Genomic DNA, 19829 nt, shown 5'->3' with positions numbered 1-19829 from the left:
TTCGGTGCTGCCCCTTCTGGAAATGTCGTTCGAACGACCGGATGCGTCAGATGCCCTTGCGGGAAGGCACCTTGCGCACCTCGACCGACTGTTCGCGAGTACGTGCAACCTGCTGGCTGATGTTCTGCCGCTTCACGCCTTCCTTGTGGCGCAGCGTGAGCACGATGGCGCCGACCATCGCGACGAGCAGAACCAGCCCCGCAGCCTGGAAGAAATAGACGTAGCGGGTGTAGAGCAGCTGACCGAGCGCCGCAATGTTCGACACCTGGTCGGCCGGCGGGATCGGAGCCGAGGCCACGGCACTGACGTCGGGCGCGATCGCCCAGGCGCCGAGCACCAGCACCAGCTCCAGGAACAGGATGATGCCGATGAGGCCGCCGATCGGCAGATACTGCAGCGCCCCCTGGCGCAGCTCGGCGAAGTCGACGTCGAGCATCATCACCACGAAGAGGAACAGCACCGCGACGGCGCCCACGTAGACGACCACCAGGATCATCGCCAGGAACTCGGCGCCGAGCAGCAGGAACAGCCCGGCCGAGTTGAAGAAGGCGAGGATCAGGAACAGCACCGAGTGCACGGGATTCCGCGACGAAATCACCATGAACGCCGACGCGACGGTCACCGCGGCGAAAAGATAGAAGAAGAGTGTCTGCAGGATCATCGCCTGGCCCGCCCCGTTGTCGGAGTGGTCGTCTGCCCGCGTCGTCTCATAGCCGAGCCCTCATTGCGCGTCCACACCCTCACCGGAACGGTGCGTCCTGAGCGATGTTGCGCGCGATATCGCGTTCCCAGCGGTCGCCGTTCGCGAGCAGCCGCTCCTTGTCGTAGTAGAGTTCCTCGCGCGTTTCGGTCGCGAACTCGAAGTTCGGCCCCTCCACGATCGCGTCGACCGGGCACGCCTCCTGGCAGAACCCGCAATAGATGCACTTCACCATGTCGATGTCGTAGCGCGTGGTGCGGCGGGTGCCGTCGTTGCGCCGCGGACCGGCCTCGATGGTGATCGCCTGCGCCGGGCAGATCGCCTCGCACAGCTTGCACGCGATGCAGCGCTCCTCGCCGTTGGGATAACGGCGCAGCGCATGCTCGCCGCGAAAGCGCGGAGAGATCGGCCCCTTCTCGAAGGGGTAGTTCAGGGTCGACTTGGGCTTGAAGAAATATCGCATGCCCAGAAAGAAGGCCGATACGAATTCCGACAAGAGCAGCGATTTGGCTGCGCGATCCAAGGCTGCCATGACGCGTGTCCTCGTAGTCCGATCCTAGAACGGGACGGGACCCCTGCCCCGCGTCCCCGCTCCTGCGTGTCTGTTTCGCGCCGGCCCCAACCGTCGGGGCGGCGCGTCGCTCAGTCCGTCAGCCCCGCCCGTCCTCAGGCATACCAGCCGGTCAGCTTCAGCACCGTCGCCACCACGATCACCGCCACCAGCGAGATCGGCAGGAACACCTTCCAGCCGAGTCGCATCAGCTGGTCGTAGCGGTAGCGCGGCACGATCGCCTTCACCATGGCGAACATGAAGAACACCAGCAGGCACTTCAGCACGAACCAGACGATGCCCGGCACCCAGATGAACGGCACCACCGCCACCGGCGGCAGCCAGCCGCCCATGAACATGATGCTCATCAGCGCGCACATCATCGCGATCGAGACGTACTCGCCCAGCATGAACATCATGTACGGGGCCGAGCCGTATTCGACCATGAAGCCGGCGACCAGCTCCGATTCCGCTTCCGGCAGGTCGAAGGGCGGCCGGTTGGTTTCCGCCAGCGCCGAGATGAAGAACACCACGAACATCGGGAACAGCGGCAGCCAGTACCAGTTCAGGATCGTCAGCCACGGGACGCCGAGCATCGTTGCCAGTCCGGTCTCCTGGGAGTGGACGATGGCGGAGAGGTTCAGCGAGCCGGCGCACATCAGCACCGTGATGATGACGAAGCCGATGGAGACCTCGTAGGACACCATCTGCGCCGCCGAGCGCAGCGCGCCCAGGAACGGGTACTTCGAGTTCGACGCCCAGCCGCCCATGATGACGCCGTACACGCCGAGCGACGAGATCGCGAAGATGTAGAGGATGCCGACGTTGATGTCGGCGATCACCCAGCCGTCGGCCACCGGCACCACCGCCCAGGCCGCCAGCGACAGGATCACGGTGACCAGCGGCGCCAGCAGGAACACCGTCTTGTCGGCGCCCGCCGGGATCACCGGCTCTTTCAGCACGAACTTGCCGAGGTCGGCGAACGACTGCATCAGGCCGAAGGCGCCGACGACGTTCGGACCGCGCCGCATCTGGACGGCCGCCCAGATCTTGCGGTCGGCGAGCAGGATGTAGGCGATCACGACCAGCAGCACGACCAGGAGCAGCAGGCTCTGGCCGAGCATGATCAGGAACGGAAAGCCGTAGGTGGACCAGAAGTCGTTCATGACCTTTCGGAACCCTCGTTCATCATGCCGTTCAGGCCGGTCGTTCCCATCGTCGTCGATGCGCGGATCGTCATGGTCGCCACCTCACTCCGCCGCTTCGGCGCCGAGCCGGTCGCGGGCGATCGCGGAACACTCCGCCATCACCGCCGACGCGCGCGCGATCGGGTTGGTGAGATAGAAGTCGCGCACCGCCGACACGAACGGAGCCGGGTCGACCGAACCGCCGAGATCGGCCAGCGCGCCGAGGTCGGCGGCATCGGACGGCGTCACGACGTCGCCGACGGCGAGGTGCGGGTGCTTGGAGAACATCGCGGCGCGCAGCTCCGGCAGCGAATCGTAGCCGAGCTGGTGACCCAGATGCGGCGACAGGGCGCGCAGGATCGCCCAGTCCTCGCGGGCCTCGCCGGGCGGGAAGCCCGCGCGGTTGGCGCGCTGTACCCGACCCTCGGTGTTGACCCAGGTGCCGGCCTTCTCCGGATAGGCGGCGCCCGGCAAGATCACGTCTGCGCGGTGCGCACCGACATCGCCGTGGGTGCCGATATAGACGACGAACGCCTCGCCGAGCCGGCGCGTGTCGAACTCGTCGGCGCCGAGCAGGAAGACCACGTCGAGCCCTCCGCTCTCGGCCGCTCCAAGCATGCCCGCAACGTCGAGACCGCCCTCGCCCGGCACGCAGCCGACGTCGAGGCCGCCGACGCGACCGGCCGCCGTGTGCAGCACCGAGAAGCCGTTCCAGCCTTCAACGACGGCACCGGCCGTCCGGGCCACCTTCGCGGCCAGCGACAGGATCGCCTCGCCGTCGGGGCGCGACAGCGCGCCCTGCCCGACGATGATCAGCGGACGCTCGGCGTCGGCCAGGATCTTCGCGAACGAGTGGCTGCCGTCGACGATGCCCTGAAGCGTGTCGGTGCCGGCGCCCAGATACTCGTAGTCGTAGGTGAGGTCCACGCGCTCGCCGATCACGCCGACCGGCAGCGGGCCCATCCGCCACCGCTTGCGGATCCGGGCATTGAGCACGGCCGCTTCCCAGCGCGGGTTGGTGCCGATCATCAGCACCGCGTCGCAGTCCTCGATGCCCTCGATGGTGGAGTTGAACAGGTAGCTGGCCCGCCCGAACTTCGGATGCAGCCTGGTGCCGTCCTGGCGGCAGTCGACGTTGGCGACGCCGAGCTTGTCCATCAGGTCCTTCAGCGCGAACTGCTCTTCCGTCGTGGCGAGATCGCCGGCAATCGCCGCCATCCGATCCGACGCGACGCCCTTCGCCTTCGCCGCGATCGCCTCGAAGGCCTCGGGCCAGGTCGCCGGAACGAGACGGCCGTCCTTGCGGACATACGGACGGTCGAGACGCTGGGTGCGCAACCCGTCCCACACGAAGCGCGACTTGTCGGAGATCCACTCCTCATTCACCGCCTCGTTGAGGCGCGGCATGATGCGCATCACCTCGCGGCCGCGGCAGTCGACGCGGATCGCCGAACCGAGGGCGTCCATGACGTCGATGGACTCGGTCTTGGAGAGCTCCCACGGGCGCGCCTTGAAGGCGTACGGGCGCGAGGTCAGCGCACCGACCGGGCAGAGGTCGATGACGTTGCCCTGCAACTCCGAGCTCATGGCGTGCTCGAGGTAGGTGGTGATCTCCATGTCCTCGCCGCGGCCGATGGCGCCGAGGTCCGCCACGCCGGCGACCTCGGTGGTGAAGCGCACGCAGCGGGTGCAGTGGATGCAGCGGGTCATGATCGTCTTGACCAGCGGGCCGATGTACTTGTCCTCGACGGCGCGCTTGTTCTCGTGGAACCGCGAGCCGGAGACGCCGTAGGCCATCGCCTGGTCCTGCAGGTCGCACTCGCCGCCCTGGTCGCAGATCGGGCAGTCCAGCGGGTGGTTGATCAGCAGGAATTCCATCACCCCTTCGCGCGCCTTCTTCACGAAGGGCGTGCGGGTGTTCACCTGGGGCGGCGAGCCGTCCTTGCCGGGACGCAGGTCGCGCACGCCCATGGCGCAGGACGCCACCGGCTTCGGCGGACCGCCGACGACCTCGACCAGGCACATGCGGCAGTTGCCGGCGATCGACAGCCGGTCATGGAAGCAGAAGCGCGGGATTTCCGCGCCGGCCGCCTCGCAGGCCTGCAGGATCGTGTAGTGGTCCGGCACCTCGACTTCGGATCCGTCGACGATCAGCTTGGCCATCGATCAGTTTCCCTCGTTCGTCGCGCGGGCGGCATAGGCGGCAAGCATGTCGCTCACCAGCACGCCATCGATACGCATTCCGCCAATCTGGGCGTCAACGATCTGCACGTTGCTGAGATTGACGTCCGCCAAAACCGAACTGGACAGGTTTGCGTTCTCGATCCGCATGTTCGTCAGATTGGCGTCGGTGATCTTCGCAACCGAAAGATTCACGTTGTTGAAGCTGGTGTTCGACAGGTTCACGTTGTCGAACATCGCGTTCGTGAGGATCGCGCTCCGCACGTCCAGTTGGTCGCGGATGTCGTGGATCTGCATCATTGCCCCCTACTGCGCCGCCACCGCGGGACGACCCGCGTCGGCGGCACGGCGCTGGGCGATGCGGTCCTCGATCTCCGGGCGGAAGTGGCGGATCAGGCCCTGGATCGGCCACGCGGCGGCATCGCCGAGCGCGCAGATCGTGTGGCCTTCAACCTGCTTGGTGACTTCCAGCAGCATGTCGATCTCGGCCGGATCGGCGCGGCCCTCGACCAGGCGCTCCATCACCCGCCACATCCAGCCGGTGCCCTCGCGGCACGGCGTGCACTGGCCGCAGGACTCGTGCTTGTAGAAGTGCGCGAGCCGCGCGATCGCCTTGATGATGTCGGTGGACCGATCCATCACGATCACCGCCGCGGTGCCGAGGCCCGACTTCTTGTCGCGCAGCGTGTCGAAATCCATCGGCAGGTCCTGGCATTCCGACGCGGGAAGGCACGGAACCGACGAGCCGCCCGGGATCACCGCCAGCAGGTTGTCCCAGCCGCCGCGAATGCCGCCGCAGTGCTTCTCGACCAGCTCGCGGAACGGGATGCCCATCTCCTCTTCCACCGTGCACGGCCGCTCGACGTGGCCGGAGATGCAGAAGAGCTTGGTGCCGACGTTGTTGGGCTTGCCGAGCCCGGCGAACCAGGACGGCCCCCGGCGCAGGATTTCCGGCGCCACGGCGATCGACTCGACGTTGTTGACCGTCGACGGGCAGCCGTAGAGGCCGACGTTCGCCGGGAACGGCGGCTTCAGGCGCGGCTGGCCCTTCTTGCCTTCCAGGCTTTCCAGGAGCGCCGTTTCCTCGCCGCAGATGTAGGCGCCGGCGCCGTGGTGGACGACGATGTCGAAGTCCCAGCCATGGACGTTGTTCTTGCCGATCAGCCGGGCCTCGTAGGCCTGGTCCACGGCGGCCTGCAGGTGCTCGCGCTCGCGGATGAACTCGCCGCGCACGTAGATGAACGCGTGATGCGCGCCCATCGACACGCCGGCCAGCAGGCAGCCTTCGACGAGGAGATGCGGATCATGCCGCATGATCTCCCGGTCCTTGCAGGTGCCCGGCTCGGATTCGTCGGCGTTGACCACCAGGTAGTGCGGCCGCGCCGGATCGACCTCCTTCGGCATGAACGACCACTTCAGACCGGTCGGGAAGCCGGCGCCACCGCGCCCGCGCAGCCCCGAGGCCTTCATCTGCTCGATGATCCACTCGCGACCGTTGTCCACGAACTCCTTCGTCCGGTACCACTGGCCGCGTTTCTTCGCGCCTTCGAGGCCCCAGTCGTGAAAGCCGTAGAGATTGGTGAAGATGCGATCCTGATCGGCCAGCATCTCAGCTCTCCTTCTCGCTCGGGGAGCCCTTGGTCCGGGCGCGCGCCTTGGCCTTTGACCCCTCGGCACCGTCGGCATCCGCGGCCGGCTCGCCCTTGTCGGCGGCGGTCGCCTTGCCCGACTGGCGCGCGGCGGCAGCCTCCGGCTCGGCGTCGTCGTCCGGCCGGCCCTTGTTCTGGTCGGCGGCCTTCGTCGTCGCCGGGTCGACGGAGGTGTCGGGCTCGGCGTCGGTCTTGGCCGGAGCCGCGTCCGTCTTGGTGTCGTCGCGGTAGCGGCTGCCGTCGTAGAGCGACGGATCGGTCAGGGTGGTCGCCCCGGTGATCGGCTCAGACGACTTTCGGTCGCTGAGCGGACCGGGAGCCGGCGGATTGCCGGAGGCAAAGCCGTCGATCAGCGCCTCGAAGCTCTCCGGCGTCAGGTCCTCGTAGGTGTCGGATCCGACCTGCACCATCGGCGCGTTCACGCACGCGCCCAGGCACTCGACCTCTTCCCACGAGAACTTGCCGTCGCCGGACAGCTCGAAGGCATGCGCGTTGATGCGCCGCTTGCACACCGAGACCAGCGCTTCCGCGCCGCGCAGCTGGCACGGCGTCGTCCCGCACACCTGGATGTGCGCCGTGGTGCCCACCGGCTTCAGCTGGAACATCGTGTAGAAGGTCGCGTTCTCGAAGACGCGGATGTACGGCATATCCAGCATGTCTGCGACGAGCCGGATCGCCGGCTCCGGCAGCCAGCCGTGCTGCTCCTGGGCGCGCCACAAAAGCGGCACCACGGCAGACGCCTGACGGCCTTCCGGATACTTCGCGATCGTCTTCTTCGCCCAGGCGAGGTTCTCCTCGGTGAACGAGAAGCTCTCGGGCTGCACTTCAGCAAGGCGGCGGACAGCCATGACTCGACGAAAACCTCCGCGATTGCGGTCGCGCGACATGCGCGGCAAGGAACAATGGACCGCTCGACCCAGCCCGCGATGAGGCGGCGTCGAAAACCGATCCTTTTCAAGGCCCTGGACTTATCACCTCACCCCGTGCGGGGGGTTGGCAGGTCCAGGTTCGGGCGGACCGCCCGGACAATTCAGGCGCCGGTCAGCGATCGACTTCGCCGAACACAATGTCGAGCGAGCCCAGCACCGCCGACACGTCGGCGAGCAGGTGGCCGGAGCAGACCATGTCCATCGCCTGCAGATGCGCGAAACCGGGCGCGCGGATCTTGCAGCGATAGGGCTTGTTGGTGCCGTCGGACACGAGGTAGACGCCGAACTCGCCCTTCGGCGCCTCGACGGCGGCATACACCTCGCCCGCCGGCACGTGATAGCCCTCGGTATAGAGCTTGAAGTGATGGATGAGCGCTTCCATCGAGCGCTTCATCTGGCCGCGGGTCGGCGGAACCACCTTGCCGTCGCGGCTGTGCACCGGGCCGGCCTCGCGGCTCAGCCGCTCGCAGCACTGCTTCATGATCTTGATGGACTCGCGCATCTCTTCCATGCGGATGAGATAGCGGTCGTAGCAGTCGCCGTTCTTGCCGATCGGGATGTCGAACTCGAGATCCTCGTAGCACTCGTAGGGCTGCGACTTGCGCAGGTCCCAGGCCGCCCCCGAGCCACGCACCATCACGCCCGACATGCCGTTGGCCCACGCCTCGTCCAGCGTGACCACGCCGATGTCGACGTTGCGCTGCTTGAAGATGCGGTTGCCGGTGAGCAGCGTCTCCAGATCGTCGCAGACCTTCAGGAACGGATCGCAGAAGGCGTGGATGTCGTCGACCAGCTCCGCCGGCAGGTCCTGGTGGACGCCGCCCGGCCGGACGTAGGCCGCGTGCATCCGGCTGCCGGAGGCGCGCTCGTAGAAGACCATCAGCTTCTCGCGCTCCTCGAAGCCCCACAGCGGCGGGGTCAGCGCGCCGACGTCCATCGCCTGGGTCGTCACGTTGAGGATGTGCGAGAGCAGCCGGCCGATCTCGGAATAGAGCACGCGGATCAGCTGGGCCCGCATCGGCACGGTGATACCCAGCAGCTTCTCCACCGCGAGGGCGAAGGCATGCTCCTGGTTCATCGGCGCGACGTAGTCCAGCCGGTCGAAATACGGGACCGCCTGCAGATAGGTCTTCTGCTCGATCAGCTTCTCGGTGCCGCGATGCAGCAGGCCGATGTGCGGATCGACGCGGGTCACCACCTCGCCGTCGAGCTCCAGCACGAGACGCAGCACGCCGTGGGCCGCCGGATGCTGCGGACCGAAGTTGATGTTGAAATTGCGGACCTCTGCCTCGGGCATCCCGTCAATTCCCCTGAAACATGGCGAAGAGCTCGGCACCGGTCATCTTCTTCGTGTCGCCGGCCAACGCATAGGTCGACGGCTTGGAATCGATGAACACCTCGACCGCGAGCGGCAGCTCCGTCGGCTCGTCGAAGGCGAATGCCGAAACGGTGACGAACCGACCGTCCTTGGTGCGGTAGGCGAGCGACGTCCCGCAGCTCTTGCAGAACAGCCGTTCGGCCCACTCCGACGAATTCCACACCCCCAGCGCGGACTCGTCGCCGACCGCGAAATCGCCAACCTCGATGCCCATCAGCGGCCCGGCCGACCAGCGCCGGCAGGTCTCGCAATGGCAGGCGTCCATGTGGGCGCCCTTCACCGTCGCGGTGAAGCGCACCGCGCCGCACGCGCAGCCCCCTGCCCTGCTTTCCTCGGTCATCGTCATCTTCCGTCAGCTCGCCTTTTCGTCGCCGGGCAGAACGTAGTCGGTGCCTTCCCAGGGCGAAAGGAAATCGAAATTGCGGAACTCCTGGGTGAGCTTCACCGGCTCGTAGACGACCCGCTTGAGGCTGTCGTCGTAGCGCACCTCGACGAACCCCGTCACCGGGAAGTCCTTGCGCAGCGGATGCCCCTCGAAGCCGTAGTCGGTCAGGATGCGACGCAGGTCCGGATGGCCGGAGAACAGGATGCCGTAGAGATCGTAGGCCTCGCGCTCGAACCAGTCGGCGGCGGGGAACACGTCGACCACCGACGGCACCGGGGTCTCCTCGTCGGTCTGCGTCTTGATGCGGACGCGGAGGTTATGCTTGGGCGACAGCAGATGGTAGACGACGTCGAAGCGCCGCTCCCGCGACGGCCAGTCGACACCGCAGATGTCGATCAGGTTGACGAACAGGCAGCGCGCGTCGTCGCGCAGCGTGCGCGCCACGTCCTGGATGCGCGCGGCCTCGACGTCGAGCGTCAGCTCGTCGTGCTCGACGCGCCAGCCGACCAGATCCGCGCCCAGCTTCTGGGCCAGATAGTCTCCAAGTTCGCTCAGCGTCTCGTCCATGGATCCTCGCCTGCCGTCACCGCCACGAAGCGGCGGTCTGCGGCCGGGTTCAGCGTTCGATGGTGCCGGTGCGGCGGATCTTCTTCTGCAGCAGCAGCACGCCGTAGAGAAGGCCTTCCGCCGTGGGCGGGCAGCCCGGCACGTAGACGTCGACGGGGACGACCCGGTCGCAGCCGCGCACCACCGCGTAGGAATAGTGATAGTAGCCGCCGCCGTTGGCGCACGAGCCCATCGAGATGACGTAGCGGGGCTCCGGCATCTGGTCGTAGACCTTGCGCAGCGCCGGCGCCATCTTGTTGGTCAGCGTGCCCGCGACGATCATCACGTCGGACTGGCGCGGGCTCGCCCGCGGTGCGAAGCCGAAGCGCTCCACGTCGTAGCGCGGCATCGAGACCTGCATCATCTCGACGGCGCAGCAAGCCAGGCCGAACGTCATCCACATCAGCGAGCCGGTGCGGGCCCACTGGATGAGGCTGTCGGTGGAGGTGACGAGGAAGCCCTTGTCGGCGAGCTCGTCGTTCACTTCCATGAAGAAGGGGTCGTTCGCTCCGACCACGCGGCCGGTGTCCGGATCGATCGCGCCGGTACCGCCGTGGGCGACGAGCGGACGCTCGGAGGTGCTCAGTCCCATTCCAGAGCTCCTTTTCGCCACTCGTAGATGAAGCCGATGGTCAGCACGCCGAGGAACGCCATCACCGAGAAGAAACCGAACCAGCCGACCTCGCCGAACGTCACCGCCCACGGAAACAGGAAGGCGACCTCAAGGTCGAAGATGATGAACAGGATCGACACCAGATAGAAGCGCACGTCGAACTTCATGCGCGCATCGTCGAACGCGTTGAAGCCGCACTCGTAGGCCGACATCTTCTCCGGGTCGGGATTCTTGTAGGCCACCAGAAACGGCGACACGAGGAGCGCCAGTCCGATGATCCCTGCCACGCCGATGAACACGACGATCGGCACGTATTCCCTCAGGAGATCGTTCATGCTCGCAAGCCTCCTCAGACCGCTCCGGTTGCGGTCCCGGCTTGCGGGGCCGCAGTGAAGACGAAAGGCCGGCAGGTCGCCGGCGGGAGCCCGGTTGTCGCGGGGCCTTGCGGCGCCGTCCCCTGCTCCAGCTTTCGATCTTTCGTCCGAAGCGCCGGCCACTCGGGCCGTCAGCTCTCGAAAACCAACCTATGGCACCGACCCGGCGCGTCAACGGGAGAACCGTCACCGCATCGCAGCATCGCCGCCGTTGGTGGCAGGCTTAGCGGAGGGCTCTTGTTTAGACAAGGTCAAACGCGTCCAGATTGGTGGAGATGCGCGACAAGGTCGCGCGGCCCCGTGTGCCGGGCGCTATTGGCTTCTTCCGGTTGGAAAAATCGCCCCCCGACGCACGTCGAACGCCACCCCGTATGGGGTCGCGTCTTCGGGGATCACGGGACGTCGAAGCGGGAAAACTGGAAACCTTGAGATCCATTCCCGATGAAGGGGAATGGCGGGAGTGACGGGGCTCGAACCCGCGACCTCCGGCGTGACAGGCCGGCACTCTAACCAACTGAGCTACACCCCCGTGGCGGCGAACGACCCGTCCGCGCCAAGGTGTCAGGGAGATACGATCCACCCGGTCGGGTGTCAAGCGCATCTGTCCTAGGAATTGGGGACGGAGGTCCGGGATTTTTCATTAGCCGCCGAAGCCGGCCCCGTTTCGGCCCGCTCCGGGACCTGCAGCATGAGTAATGTTGAAAGCGCCGACGGCTTCCAATAAGCAGAAGTCGCCTGTGGGCGATCGACTCCAGACGAACGGTACGGCGCCTTCAGGCACGCGTTCCATGGCACATCGGCCGGATGATCGGTTCGGACCGGTCGCCCGATTCCCCTCCCCGCCTCGCCTCCGGGCGTCGGTCGCAGGAGAATCGGTGAGTGGGCGCGACGAGACGAACGGGACGACGTCCCCGTCGGCGATCTGCCCGGACAGGCTCCGGTCCGGTCCCGACGCATCGGACGGGCGGTTAGCTCAGCTGGTTAGAGCACCTGGTTTACACCCAGGGGGTCGGGGGTTCGAATCCCTCACCGCCCACCATCTCCCCGGCCATGGCGCCTGAAAGCCTCCGAATCGCGATCGGCAGCCTGTCGGAAGAGGTCCACGCCCGTACGCTGGCGGTTCCATGCGCCCTCGCGGCCCGCGTGGCCACGGACACATGCCGTGCCGGTGTCCCCGTGCCCCCCAAACGACAGAACCGGCGCAGGCTGCCCTCAGGCACGCCGACGCCGGTCCACTTGATCGATGAGCCAGGTCACCCGACCCGGCCTGGAAAGCCCCCGAAAGGCGCGACCGGTCACGACCGGTCGCCTTCCACTCGCTGGAGCTGTTCAGAGACTTTGCAGAAAGACGACCCGCCCGGGAGGCATGACGGCGGGGCGTGGAATGGAAGAGAGCCCGGGATCAGCCCCGGGGCCCGTCCGTGTCTCCGGATCTCGCGAGCTGTCCCGTTCGAATCGCAAAGATCCGAAACGGGACGAACGCGCTCAGCCGAGGACTGCCAGAGCCATTCCTGATCGATCGGCAAAGCCTGATCGGAAACGGCTCACGGCCCGGACCGGACGGGCGTCGGGCGATTAGCTGTTGACGATTTCCTTGAGCGGCTTGCCGGCCCGGAACTTCGGAACGTTGGCAGCCGGAATCTGGATGGTGTTGCCAGTGCGGGGGTCACGACCCTCGGAAGCGGCGCGCTTCGTCACGGCGAACACGCCGAAGCCGACGATGCGAACCTCGTCACCCTTCTTCAGGGCGTCGGAGATGGTCTCGAACATGGCGTCGACGGCCTTCTGGGCGTCCTGCTTGTTCAGGTCAGCCTTCGCGGCAACCTCGGCGACCAAATCATTTTTCTTCATATCGTTCCCTTTCCTGAATGACAGCCACGCTCGTGCAACCGACCCAGCCGTCCATCCTTGGTGCGGCGAATCACGGTCGAGCGCAACCGTATTCTCCCCATTTCTCCCGGAAATCCGACATTCAGAGGGCCTTCCGGCTCAAAAAAAGCCCCCGAATTTGCCGCGCCCTCACTTGCCTGGGGACGAATCATCTGCTCCGCGAAAACTGGAGCATTTCCAAGCGGACCGAACCGACCCGGTGCGCGTCCCTCCGATCCCCGCTTTACCGACCCCAACCCGGGGGAATCCTTCGCGCATCAGACGCGCCGGCGTCTTCGATCAGGAGACAAAAAAAGCCCGCCCGGATCGCGCTGATCCGGGCGGGCTCTACGTTAGCCGCAGAACGAAAGCCGCTTCGATCGACCGGGCTTTCGCCCGGCCGGAAGGGGCACTAGTGCGCGCGCATGGTGGCGCTGTCGTCGTCGGAGACGGCAACCGCATCCTTCAGATGCGCCTTCTCGTCCCATTCGATCGGCTCGGGCACCCGAACCAGCGCCCGGGCCAGCACCTCGTCCATGCGCGAGACCGGGACGATCTCGAGCCGGTTCTTCACCGAGTCCGGGATGTCGGCGAGGTCCTTGGCGTTCTCCTCGGGGATCAGCACCGTCTTGATGCCGCCGCGGAGCGCCGCCAGGAGCTTCTCCTTCAACCCGCCGATGGGCAGGACCCGGCCACGCAGGGTGATCTCGCCGGTCATGGCGAGATCCCGGCGGACCGCGATGCCCGTCATGATCGACACCACCGCCGTCGCCATGGCGATACCGGCCGACGGTCCGTCCTTCGGGGTTGCCCCCTCCGGCACGTGGACGTGGATGTCCCGCTTGTCGAACAGCGGCGGCTCGATGCCGAAATCGACGGCCCGGGAGCGGACGTAGGACGCCGCCGCCGAGATCGATTCCTTCATCACGTCGCGCAGGTTGCCGGTCACCGTCATCTTGCCCTTGCCGGGCATCATGACGCCTTCGATGGTCAGAAGCTCGCCACCGACCTCCGTCCAGGCAAGCCCGGTGCTGACGCCGACGGCATCCTCAAGCTCGGCCTCGCCGTAGCGGTAGCGCGGCACGCCGAGATAGTCCTCGAGGACCGCATCGGTGATCTTGACGCTGGTCTTCTCGCCGTTGGAGAGCACCAGTTCCTTGACCGCCTTGCGGGCCAGCTTCGCCAGCTCGCGCTCGAGACTGCGGACGCCCGCCTCCCGGGTGTAGCGGCGAACCATCGTGCGGATGGCTTCCTCTTCGACCTCGAACTCGCCGTCCTTCAGCCCATGGTCCCGACGGGACTTGGACAGCAGGTGACGCTTCGCGATCTCGATCTTCTCATCCTCGGTGTAGCCGGCGATCCGGATGATCTCCATCCGATCCATCAGCGGCCCGGGGATGTTGAGCGTGTTCGCCGTGGTGATGAACATCACGTCCGACAGGTCGTACTCGACCTCCAGATAGTGGTCCATGAACGACGAGTTCTGCTCGGGATCGAGCACCTCCAGCAGCGCCGACGACGGGTCGCCGCGGAAGTCCATGCCCATCTTGTCGATCTCGTCGAGCAGGAAGAGCGGATTGGACTTCTTCGCCTTCTTCATCGACTGGATGACCTTGCCGGGCATCGAACCAATGTAGGTGCGCCGATGGCCCCGGATCTCCGATTCGTCCCGCACGCCGCCCAGCGACATGCGCACGAACTCGCGTCCGGTCGCCTTGGCGATCGACTTGCCGAGCGACGTCTTGCCGACGCCCGGAGGGCCGACCAGGCACAGGATCGGGCCCTTCAGCTTGTTTGCCCGGCTCTGCACGGCCAGATACTCGATGATCCGCTCCTTGACCTTCTCCAGGCCATAGTGATCGGTCTCGAGCACCTCTTCGGCGTGCTTGAGGTCGTGCTTGACGCGCGAGCGCTGCTTCCAGGGCAGCCCGACGATCCAGTCCAGATAGTTCCGGATCACCGTCGCTTCGGCCGACATCGGGCTCATCTGCTTGAGCTTCTTCAGCTCGGCAGTGGCCTTCTCCCGGGCTTCCTTCGACAGCTTGGTCTTCTGGATGCGCTCGTCGAGTTCGGCCAGTTCGTCCTTGCCGTCCTCGCCCTCGCCCAGTTCCTTCTGGATCGCGCGCATCTGCTCGTTCAGATAGTACTCGCGCTGGGTCTTCTCCATCTGGCGCTTGACGCGCGAGCGGATCCGCTTCTCGACCTGAAGGACCGAGATCTCGCTCTCCATCACGCCGAGGACCCGCTCCAGGCGCTCGCTGACGGATGCAATGCCCAGGATCTCCTGCTTCTCGGGGATCTTGACCGCGAGATGCGAGGCGACCGTGTCGGCGAGCTTGGCGTAGTCCTCGATCTGGGACACCGCCCCGATCACCTCGGGCGACACCTTCTTGTTGAGCTTGACGTAATTCTCGAACTCGCTGATCACCGAGCGGGCGAGCGCCTGAGCCTCGATCTCGTCGGGGATCGTCTCCTCGATCTCTTCGGCCTCGGCCTCGAAGTAGGCCTCGTTGTCGGTGAACTGGAGGATCTTCGCGCGCGCGGAGCCTTCGACCAGCACCTTCACGGTGCCGTCGGGAAGCTTCAGGAGCTGAAGAACCGTCGCGAGCGTGCCCACATCGAAGATGGAATCCGGATCGGGATCATCGTCCCCGGCTTCCTTCTGGGTGGCGAGCAGGATCTGGCTGTCAGACCGCATGACCTCCTCGAGCGCCCGGATGGATTTCTCCCGGCCCACGAAAAGCGGCACGATCATGTGCGGGAACACGACGATGTCGCGGAGCGGCAGGACCGGATAGACCGTGTCGTCCGCGTCCCGCAGAGTTCCCTGTTCCTCAAAACTGCTCATGCATCCGTCCTTTCAAGAGAGCGCCGCGCACGGAAACGGGGCAGCGGATTTCCGCCGAACCGACGCTCTGTCATCTTTGCGTTGATCGAACGCCAGGGACGGGATGTCCCGGTGAAGATCGATCTCGGAGCCGAACTCGCCATGCTTTCATCTGATAATGCACGAGTCGGGCCACCGAAGGTGCGGCTTTTGTCGGCAAGTCCCCGCCGGTTGTGGATGGTGCGGTGAATCGCCGGCCCGGAAGATGCGCACCCAAACTGGCGTGCGCCTTGCCCCGCGGCCGCAGAGGTTCTCAGATAGGTGGATCGCACCGCAGCAGGTTTCAAGACGCAAGTGTCTCTCCCGGATCCCCTTTCGCGGTGACGCCGACACTCAATCGGCCCGCCTTGCACGACCAGATCTACAGGGGCTTACGCGAGCGCCGACGGCGCGGATCATGCGTGGCCTTGAGCGCGGTCCCCAGAGACGCTCGTTCGGAGGGATCGGGCACCTGCGCCATGGCAAAAAAAGACCCGCCGAGGGGCGGGTCTTACGTCTCTGGTCGCGGGATGCGAAGCGTCAGGCCGACGTGAGCGACGTCTCCGCCCGGTCGGCGTAGATGTAGAGCGGACGCGCCTTGCCCTCGACGACCTCCTGGGAGATCACCACCTCGCGAACGCCCTCCAGACCCGGCAGCTCGTACATCGTGTCGAGGAGGATCTCCTCCATGATCGAACGCAGGCCACGCGCGCCGGTCTTCCGCTCGATGGCACGACGCGCGATCGCCGCCAGCGCGTCCTCGTGGAACGTCAGTTCGACGCCTTCCATCTCGAACAGGCGGCCATACTGCTTGGAAAGCGCGTTCTTCGGCTCGCCGAGAATCTGAACCAGCGCGGCCTCGTCCAGATCCTCCAGGGTCGCGATCACCGGGAGGCGGCCGACGAACTCCGGAATGAGACCGAACTTCAGAAGGTCTTCCGGCTCCACGTCGTGGAACAGCTGCCCGGTCTTGCGATCCTCCGGCGCCATCACCTGGGCCGAGAAGCCGATCGAGGTCGTCCGGCCGCGGTCGGAGATGATCTTTTCCAGGCCCGAGAAGGCACCGCCGCAGATGAACAGGATGTTGGTCGTGTCGACCTGCAGGAACTCCTGCTGGGGGTGCTTGCGCCCGCCCTGGGGCGGCACCGAGGCGACCGTGCCTTCCATGATCTTCAGGAGCGCCTGCTGGACGCCCTCGCCCGACACGTCGCGGGTGATCGAGGGGTTGTCCGACTTGCGGCTGATCTTGTCGACCTCGTCGATGTAGACGATGCCGCGCTGGGCGCGCTCGACATTGTAGTCGGCCGACTGCAGCAGCTTCAGGATGATGTTCTCGACGTCCTCGCCGACGTAGCCGGCCTCGGTGAGGGTCGTCGCGTCGGCCATCGTGAACGGCACGTCGAGGATGCGCGCGAGCGTCTGGGCCAAAAGCGTCTTGCCGCAGCCCGTCGGGCCGATCAGCAGGATGTTGGACTTCGACAGCTCGACGTCGTTGTTCTTCGAGGCGTGGTTCAGGCGCTTGTAGTGGTTGTGAACCGCGACCGACAGCACCTTCTTGGCGCTCGGCTGGCCGATCACGTAGTCGTCCAGCACCTTGCGGATCTCCGACGGCGTCGGGATCCCGTCACGGGACTTCACCAGCGAGGACTTGTTCTCCTCGCGGATGATATCCATGCACAGTTCGACGCACTCGTCGCAGATGAAGACGGTCGGTCCCGCGATCAGCTTGCGCACTTCGTGCTGGCTCTTGCCGCAGAACGAGCAATAGAGGGTGTTCTTGCTGTCGCTGCCGCCGCCGCTGACCTTGCTCATCCAATAACCTCTTGTATCCGCCAACCGCCGTTCACCAACGCCGGCGCTTCACCCCCTCAGCCATCGCACGGCATCGCAGGCCCAGTCCAAATCCCGAGATTCGCCGGGCACCGCGATTGACCATGCAATCACGGTGCCCATCGTCAAATCAACCCGCACGCACCTTCCAAAGTCTTAAGACGGCTGGCTGTCGCCAGCCTGCCGTCCGCCCCGTCGCGGCCCGCGCGGTGTGGCACCGGCCCGACCGGACCGCCCTATTCGAGCGCGGCGCGGCTGCTAATGACCTGATCGATCAGGCCAAATTCCTGCGCCACCTCGGGCGTCATGAAGTTGTCGCGCTCAAGGGCTTCCTCGATCTTGTCGAGGGCGCGACCCGTGTGCTTCACGTAGATTTCGTTCAGCCGCCGCTTCAGCTTCAGGATTTCCTGGGCGTGCAGTTCGATGTCGCTCGCCGTTCCGCGGAAGCCGCCGGACGGCTGATGCACCATGATACGTGCGTTCGGCAGCGAGAATCGCAAGCCCTTGTCGCCAGCAGCAAGCAGCAGCGACCCCATCGAGGCCGACTGACCGATGCACAGCGTCGAGATCTTCGGCCGGATGAACTGCATCGTGTCGTAGATCGCGAGACCCGACGTCACCACGCCGCCGGGCGAGTTGATGTAGAGCGAGATTTCCTTGTTCGGATTCTCCGACTCCAGGAACAGGAGCTGGGCGCAGGCGATCGACGCCACGCTGTCCTCGATCGGACCTGTGATGAAGATGATGCGCTCCTTCAGGAGCCGGGAGAAGATGTCGTAGGCGCGCTCGCCCCGGTTGGTCTGCTCGACCACCATCGGCACGAGCGTGCTCATGTAGAAGTCAACCGGATCTTTCATTCTCAGTCCCGCTTCGAGGGAGGGAGGCGCCGGCGGCCGGCGCTCCGCGTCAGGATGGGTCCAAGGTCCGCCCGATGGCGGGACCCGAGGCCGCTGGTCAGTTCGGAGGCGGCGGTGCCTCGGGGCATCCGCCGCGTCCGTCGATCCTAGAGCATGTTCCGGTCGGACCGCAGCGCCCGTCCGGAAGGGACTGCTCAGCCCGTCGAACCGCCCCTAGTGGGCGTGATCGTGGCCGTGGTGATCGTGGTCATGATCATGGTCGTGGTCGTGATCATGACCGTCGGCGTCGGCGAGAAGCTCCTCGCGGGTGACCTTCTTCTCGGTCACCGTCACCAGCTCCAGCATGTAGTCGACCACCTTGTCCTCGTAGATCGGGGCGCGCAGGCTGGCGAGCGCCTCGGGGGACTTGGAGTAGTACTCGTAGGCCTGCTGCTCCTGGCCGGGGAACTGCCGCACGCGCTCGATCAGCGCGCGCTGCACTTCCTCGTCGGTGACCTGCACCTCGGCGTTCTCGCCGATCCGCGACAGCAGAAGGCCGAGCCGGACGCGGCGGTCGGCGATCTTCTGATAGTCCTCGCGAACCGCCTCTTCCGTGGTGTCGTCGTCCTCGAAGGAGCGGCCGTTCTGCTGGCGCTCGTTCTGCTCCTGCTGCCAGATGGCGTCGAACTCGCCGGTGACGAGCTTCTCGGGCACCTGGAACTTGTACTCCTCGTCGAGCGCGTCGAGCAGCGCGCGCTTGGCCTTCTCGCGGCTGGCGCCGGCGAACGCCGTCTCCATCTGGCCGCGGATGGCCTCGCGCAGCTTCTCCAGCGATTCAAGCCCGAGCCGCTCGGCGAAGGCATCGTCGACGACCGCTTCCTTCGGTGCAGCCACCTCGGTGACCGTGACGTCGAAGGTCGCGGCCTTGCCGGCCAGCTGCGTCGCCGCATAGTCGTCCGGGAACGACAGCGCGACTTCCTTCTCGTCACCAGCCTTCACGCCAACGAGCTGCTCCTCGAAGCCCGGGATGAACTGGCCGCCGCCAAGCACCAGGTCGACGTCTTCGGCCGAGCCGCCCTCGAAGGGCTCGCCGTCGATCTTGCCGACGAAGGAGAGCTTCACGCGGTCGCCGTCCTCGGCCACGCCGTCCTTGGCCTCATAGTCACGGGCGCGCTCGGCGAGCTTCTTCAGCTCCTCCTCGACATCCGCGTCGGCGATCTCGGTCACCGGCTTCTCGATCTTGATCTTCTCGAAGTTGCCGAGTTCGATCTCCGGCAGGATCTCGTAGGAGACCTTGAAGGCAAGATCGGTCCCGCCCTCGACGATCTGCTCCATGGTGATGTCGCCGGTCAGGTCGACCTGCGGCTGGGTGGCCGGGCGCTCGTCGCGATCCTGCACCGCCTGCTGCACGGTCTCGTTCAGCACCTCGCCGACGATGTCGCTCATGGCACGCTTGCCGTACATCTTCTTGAGATGGGCGAGCGGTACCTTGCCCGGCCGGAAGCCGTTCAGCCGCACATTGTCCTTCATCTCGACCAGATACCGGTCGAGGCGCTCGTCGAGCGTGGTGGCCGGAACGACGACTTCGAGCTCGCGCTTCAATCCGTCAGACAGCGTTTCGGTGACCTGCATACTTTTCTTCTTCGCTTCCAGTCGTGGAATTCATCGAGGTGAACGGCTTGCGACCGCGGCCGGCACGCTGCGATCCTATGCGGTGAAATAAGAGATGCCCCGGCGCGTTTGCAAGGGCCGCCCCCCGAACGCAGCATGGTGCGGGCGGAGGGATTTGAACCCCCACGGCTTGCGCCACCAGGACCTAAACCTGGCGTGTCTACCAATTCCACCACGCCCGCGCGCCGTCCTTGGGAGCCAGACG

At 65.8% G+C, this 19829-nt stretch carries 17 protein-coding genes and 3 tRNA genes; 1 reads left to right on the top strand and 19 read right to left on the bottom strand.

The window, feature by feature from the left end:
* Positions 1-46: 46 nt before the first annotated feature.
* The 13 genes from AB7M35_RS00965 to AB7M35_RS00905 form a co-directional block, all read right to left on the bottom strand.
* Positions 47-661, bottom strand: coding sequence for an NADH-quinone oxidoreductase subunit J (locus AB7M35_RS00965; protein ID WP_453956490.1), 615 nt, complete (start codon positions 659-661; stop codon positions 47-49).
* Between the two features lie 79 nt (positions 662-740).
* A complete protein-coding gene (gene nuoI / locus AB7M35_RS00960; RefSeq protein ID WP_453956489.1) occupies positions 741-1232 on the bottom strand; it encodes an NADH-quinone oxidoreductase subunit NuoI in 492 nt (163 codons plus the stop codon).
* A gap of 134 nt (positions 1233-1366) precedes the next feature.
* Entirely contained in the window at positions 1367-2416 is a 1050-nt protein-coding gene (gene nuoH, locus AB7M35_RS00955) for an NADH-quinone oxidoreductase subunit NuoH (RefSeq protein WP_453956488.1), read from the bottom strand.
* A gap of 84 nt (positions 2417-2500) precedes the next feature.
* Positions 2501-4600, bottom strand: coding sequence for an NADH-quinone oxidoreductase subunit NuoG (nuoG, locus tag AB7M35_RS00950; protein ID WP_453956487.1), 2100 nt, complete (start codon positions 4598-4600; stop codon positions 2501-2503).
* 3 nt (positions 4601-4603) lie between these two features.
* A complete protein-coding gene (locus tag AB7M35_RS00945; protein ID WP_453956486.1) occupies positions 4604-4915 on the bottom strand; it encodes a pentapeptide repeat-containing protein in 312 nt (103 codons plus the stop codon).
* 9 nt (positions 4916-4924) lie between these two features.
* Complete coding sequence (nuoF, locus tag AB7M35_RS00940; protein WP_453956484.1) at positions 4925-6226, bottom strand: NADH-quinone oxidoreductase subunit NuoF; 1302 nt, start codon at positions 6224-6226, stop codon at positions 4925-4927.
* 1 nt (position 6227) lies between these two features.
* A complete protein-coding gene (gene nuoE / locus AB7M35_RS00935; RefSeq protein WP_453956483.1) occupies positions 6228-7115 on the bottom strand; it encodes an NADH-quinone oxidoreductase subunit NuoE in 888 nt (295 codons plus the stop codon).
* 193 nt (positions 7116-7308) lie between these two features.
* Positions 7309-8493, bottom strand: coding sequence for an NADH-quinone oxidoreductase subunit D (locus AB7M35_RS00930; protein ID WP_453956482.1), 1185 nt, complete (start codon positions 8491-8493; stop codon positions 7309-7311).
* 4 nt (positions 8494-8497) lie between these two features.
* Positions 8498-8914, bottom strand: a complete 417-nt coding sequence (locus tag AB7M35_RS00925) for a GFA family protein (protein WP_453956480.1) — start codon at positions 8912-8914, stop codon at positions 8498-8500.
* A gap of 12 nt (positions 8915-8926) precedes the next feature.
* Entirely contained in the window at positions 8927-9526 is a 600-nt protein-coding gene (locus AB7M35_RS00920; protein WP_453956478.1) for an NADH-quinone oxidoreductase subunit C, read from the bottom strand.
* A gap of 49 nt (positions 9527-9575) precedes the next feature.
* Positions 9576-10157 carry a NuoB/complex I 20 kDa subunit family protein gene (locus AB7M35_RS00915; protein ID WP_453956476.1) on the bottom strand — a complete coding sequence of 194 codons (582 nt, stop codon included), beginning with the start codon at positions 10155-10157 and terminating at the stop codon, positions 9576-9578.
* Positions 10148-10513 carry an NADH-quinone oxidoreductase subunit A gene (locus tag AB7M35_RS00910; RefSeq protein WP_453956475.1) on the bottom strand — a complete coding sequence of 122 codons (366 nt, stop codon included), beginning with the start codon at positions 10511-10513 and terminating at the stop codon, positions 10148-10150. Before AB7M35_RS00910 ends, AB7M35_RS00915 begins: the two co-directional genes overlap by 10 nt.
* A 491-nt stretch (positions 10514-11004) precedes the next feature.
* Positions 11005-11081: transfer RNA gene (locus AB7M35_RS00905), tRNA-Asp, on the bottom strand.
* 433 nt (positions 11082-11514) lie between these two features.
* Between AB7M35_RS00905 and AB7M35_RS00900 the strand changes: the two genes are divergently transcribed.
* Positions 11515-11591 (top strand) — tRNA-Val (locus AB7M35_RS00900).
* A 536-nt stretch (positions 11592-12127) separates the two neighbouring features.
* On the opposite strand, the gene AB7M35_RS00895 is transcribed toward AB7M35_RS00900, so the two are convergent.
* From AB7M35_RS00895 to AB7M35_RS00870, 6 genes are all read right to left on the bottom strand, one after another.
* Positions 12128-12427, bottom strand: coding sequence for an HU family DNA-binding protein (locus AB7M35_RS00895; RefSeq protein ID WP_453960550.1), 300 nt, complete (start codon positions 12425-12427; stop codon positions 12128-12130).
* Positions 12428-12833: 406 nt separating this feature from the next.
* Positions 12834-15269, bottom strand: coding sequence for an endopeptidase La (gene lon, locus AB7M35_RS00890; protein WP_453956473.1), 2436 nt, complete (start codon positions 15267-15269; stop codon positions 12834-12836).
* Between the two features lie 558 nt (positions 15270-15827).
* Positions 15828-17099: an ATP-dependent Clp protease ATP-binding subunit ClpX gene (gene clpX / locus AB7M35_RS00885; protein ID WP_453956471.1), complete on the bottom strand. Its 1272-nt coding sequence runs from the start codon at positions 17097-17099 to the stop codon at positions 15828-15830.
* Positions 17100-17353: 254 nt separating this feature from the next.
* A complete protein-coding gene (locus AB7M35_RS00880; RefSeq protein WP_453956470.1) occupies positions 17354-17974 on the bottom strand; it encodes an ATP-dependent Clp protease proteolytic subunit in 621 nt (206 codons plus the stop codon).
* Between the two features lie 213 nt (positions 17975-18187).
* Positions 18188-19585, bottom strand: coding sequence for a trigger factor (gene tig, locus AB7M35_RS00875; protein ID WP_453956467.1), 1398 nt, complete (start codon positions 19583-19585; stop codon positions 18188-18190).
* Between the two features lie 136 nt (positions 19586-19721).
* Positions 19722-19806, bottom strand: a tRNA-Leu gene (locus tag AB7M35_RS00870).
* Positions 19807-19829: the final 23 nt, after the last annotated feature.

The sequence above is a fragment of the Amorphus suaedae genome (assembly GCF_053629675.1).
The sequence above is the reverse complement of the archived record's forward strand: the minus strand, read 5'-3'. Positions and strand labels throughout refer to the sequence as shown.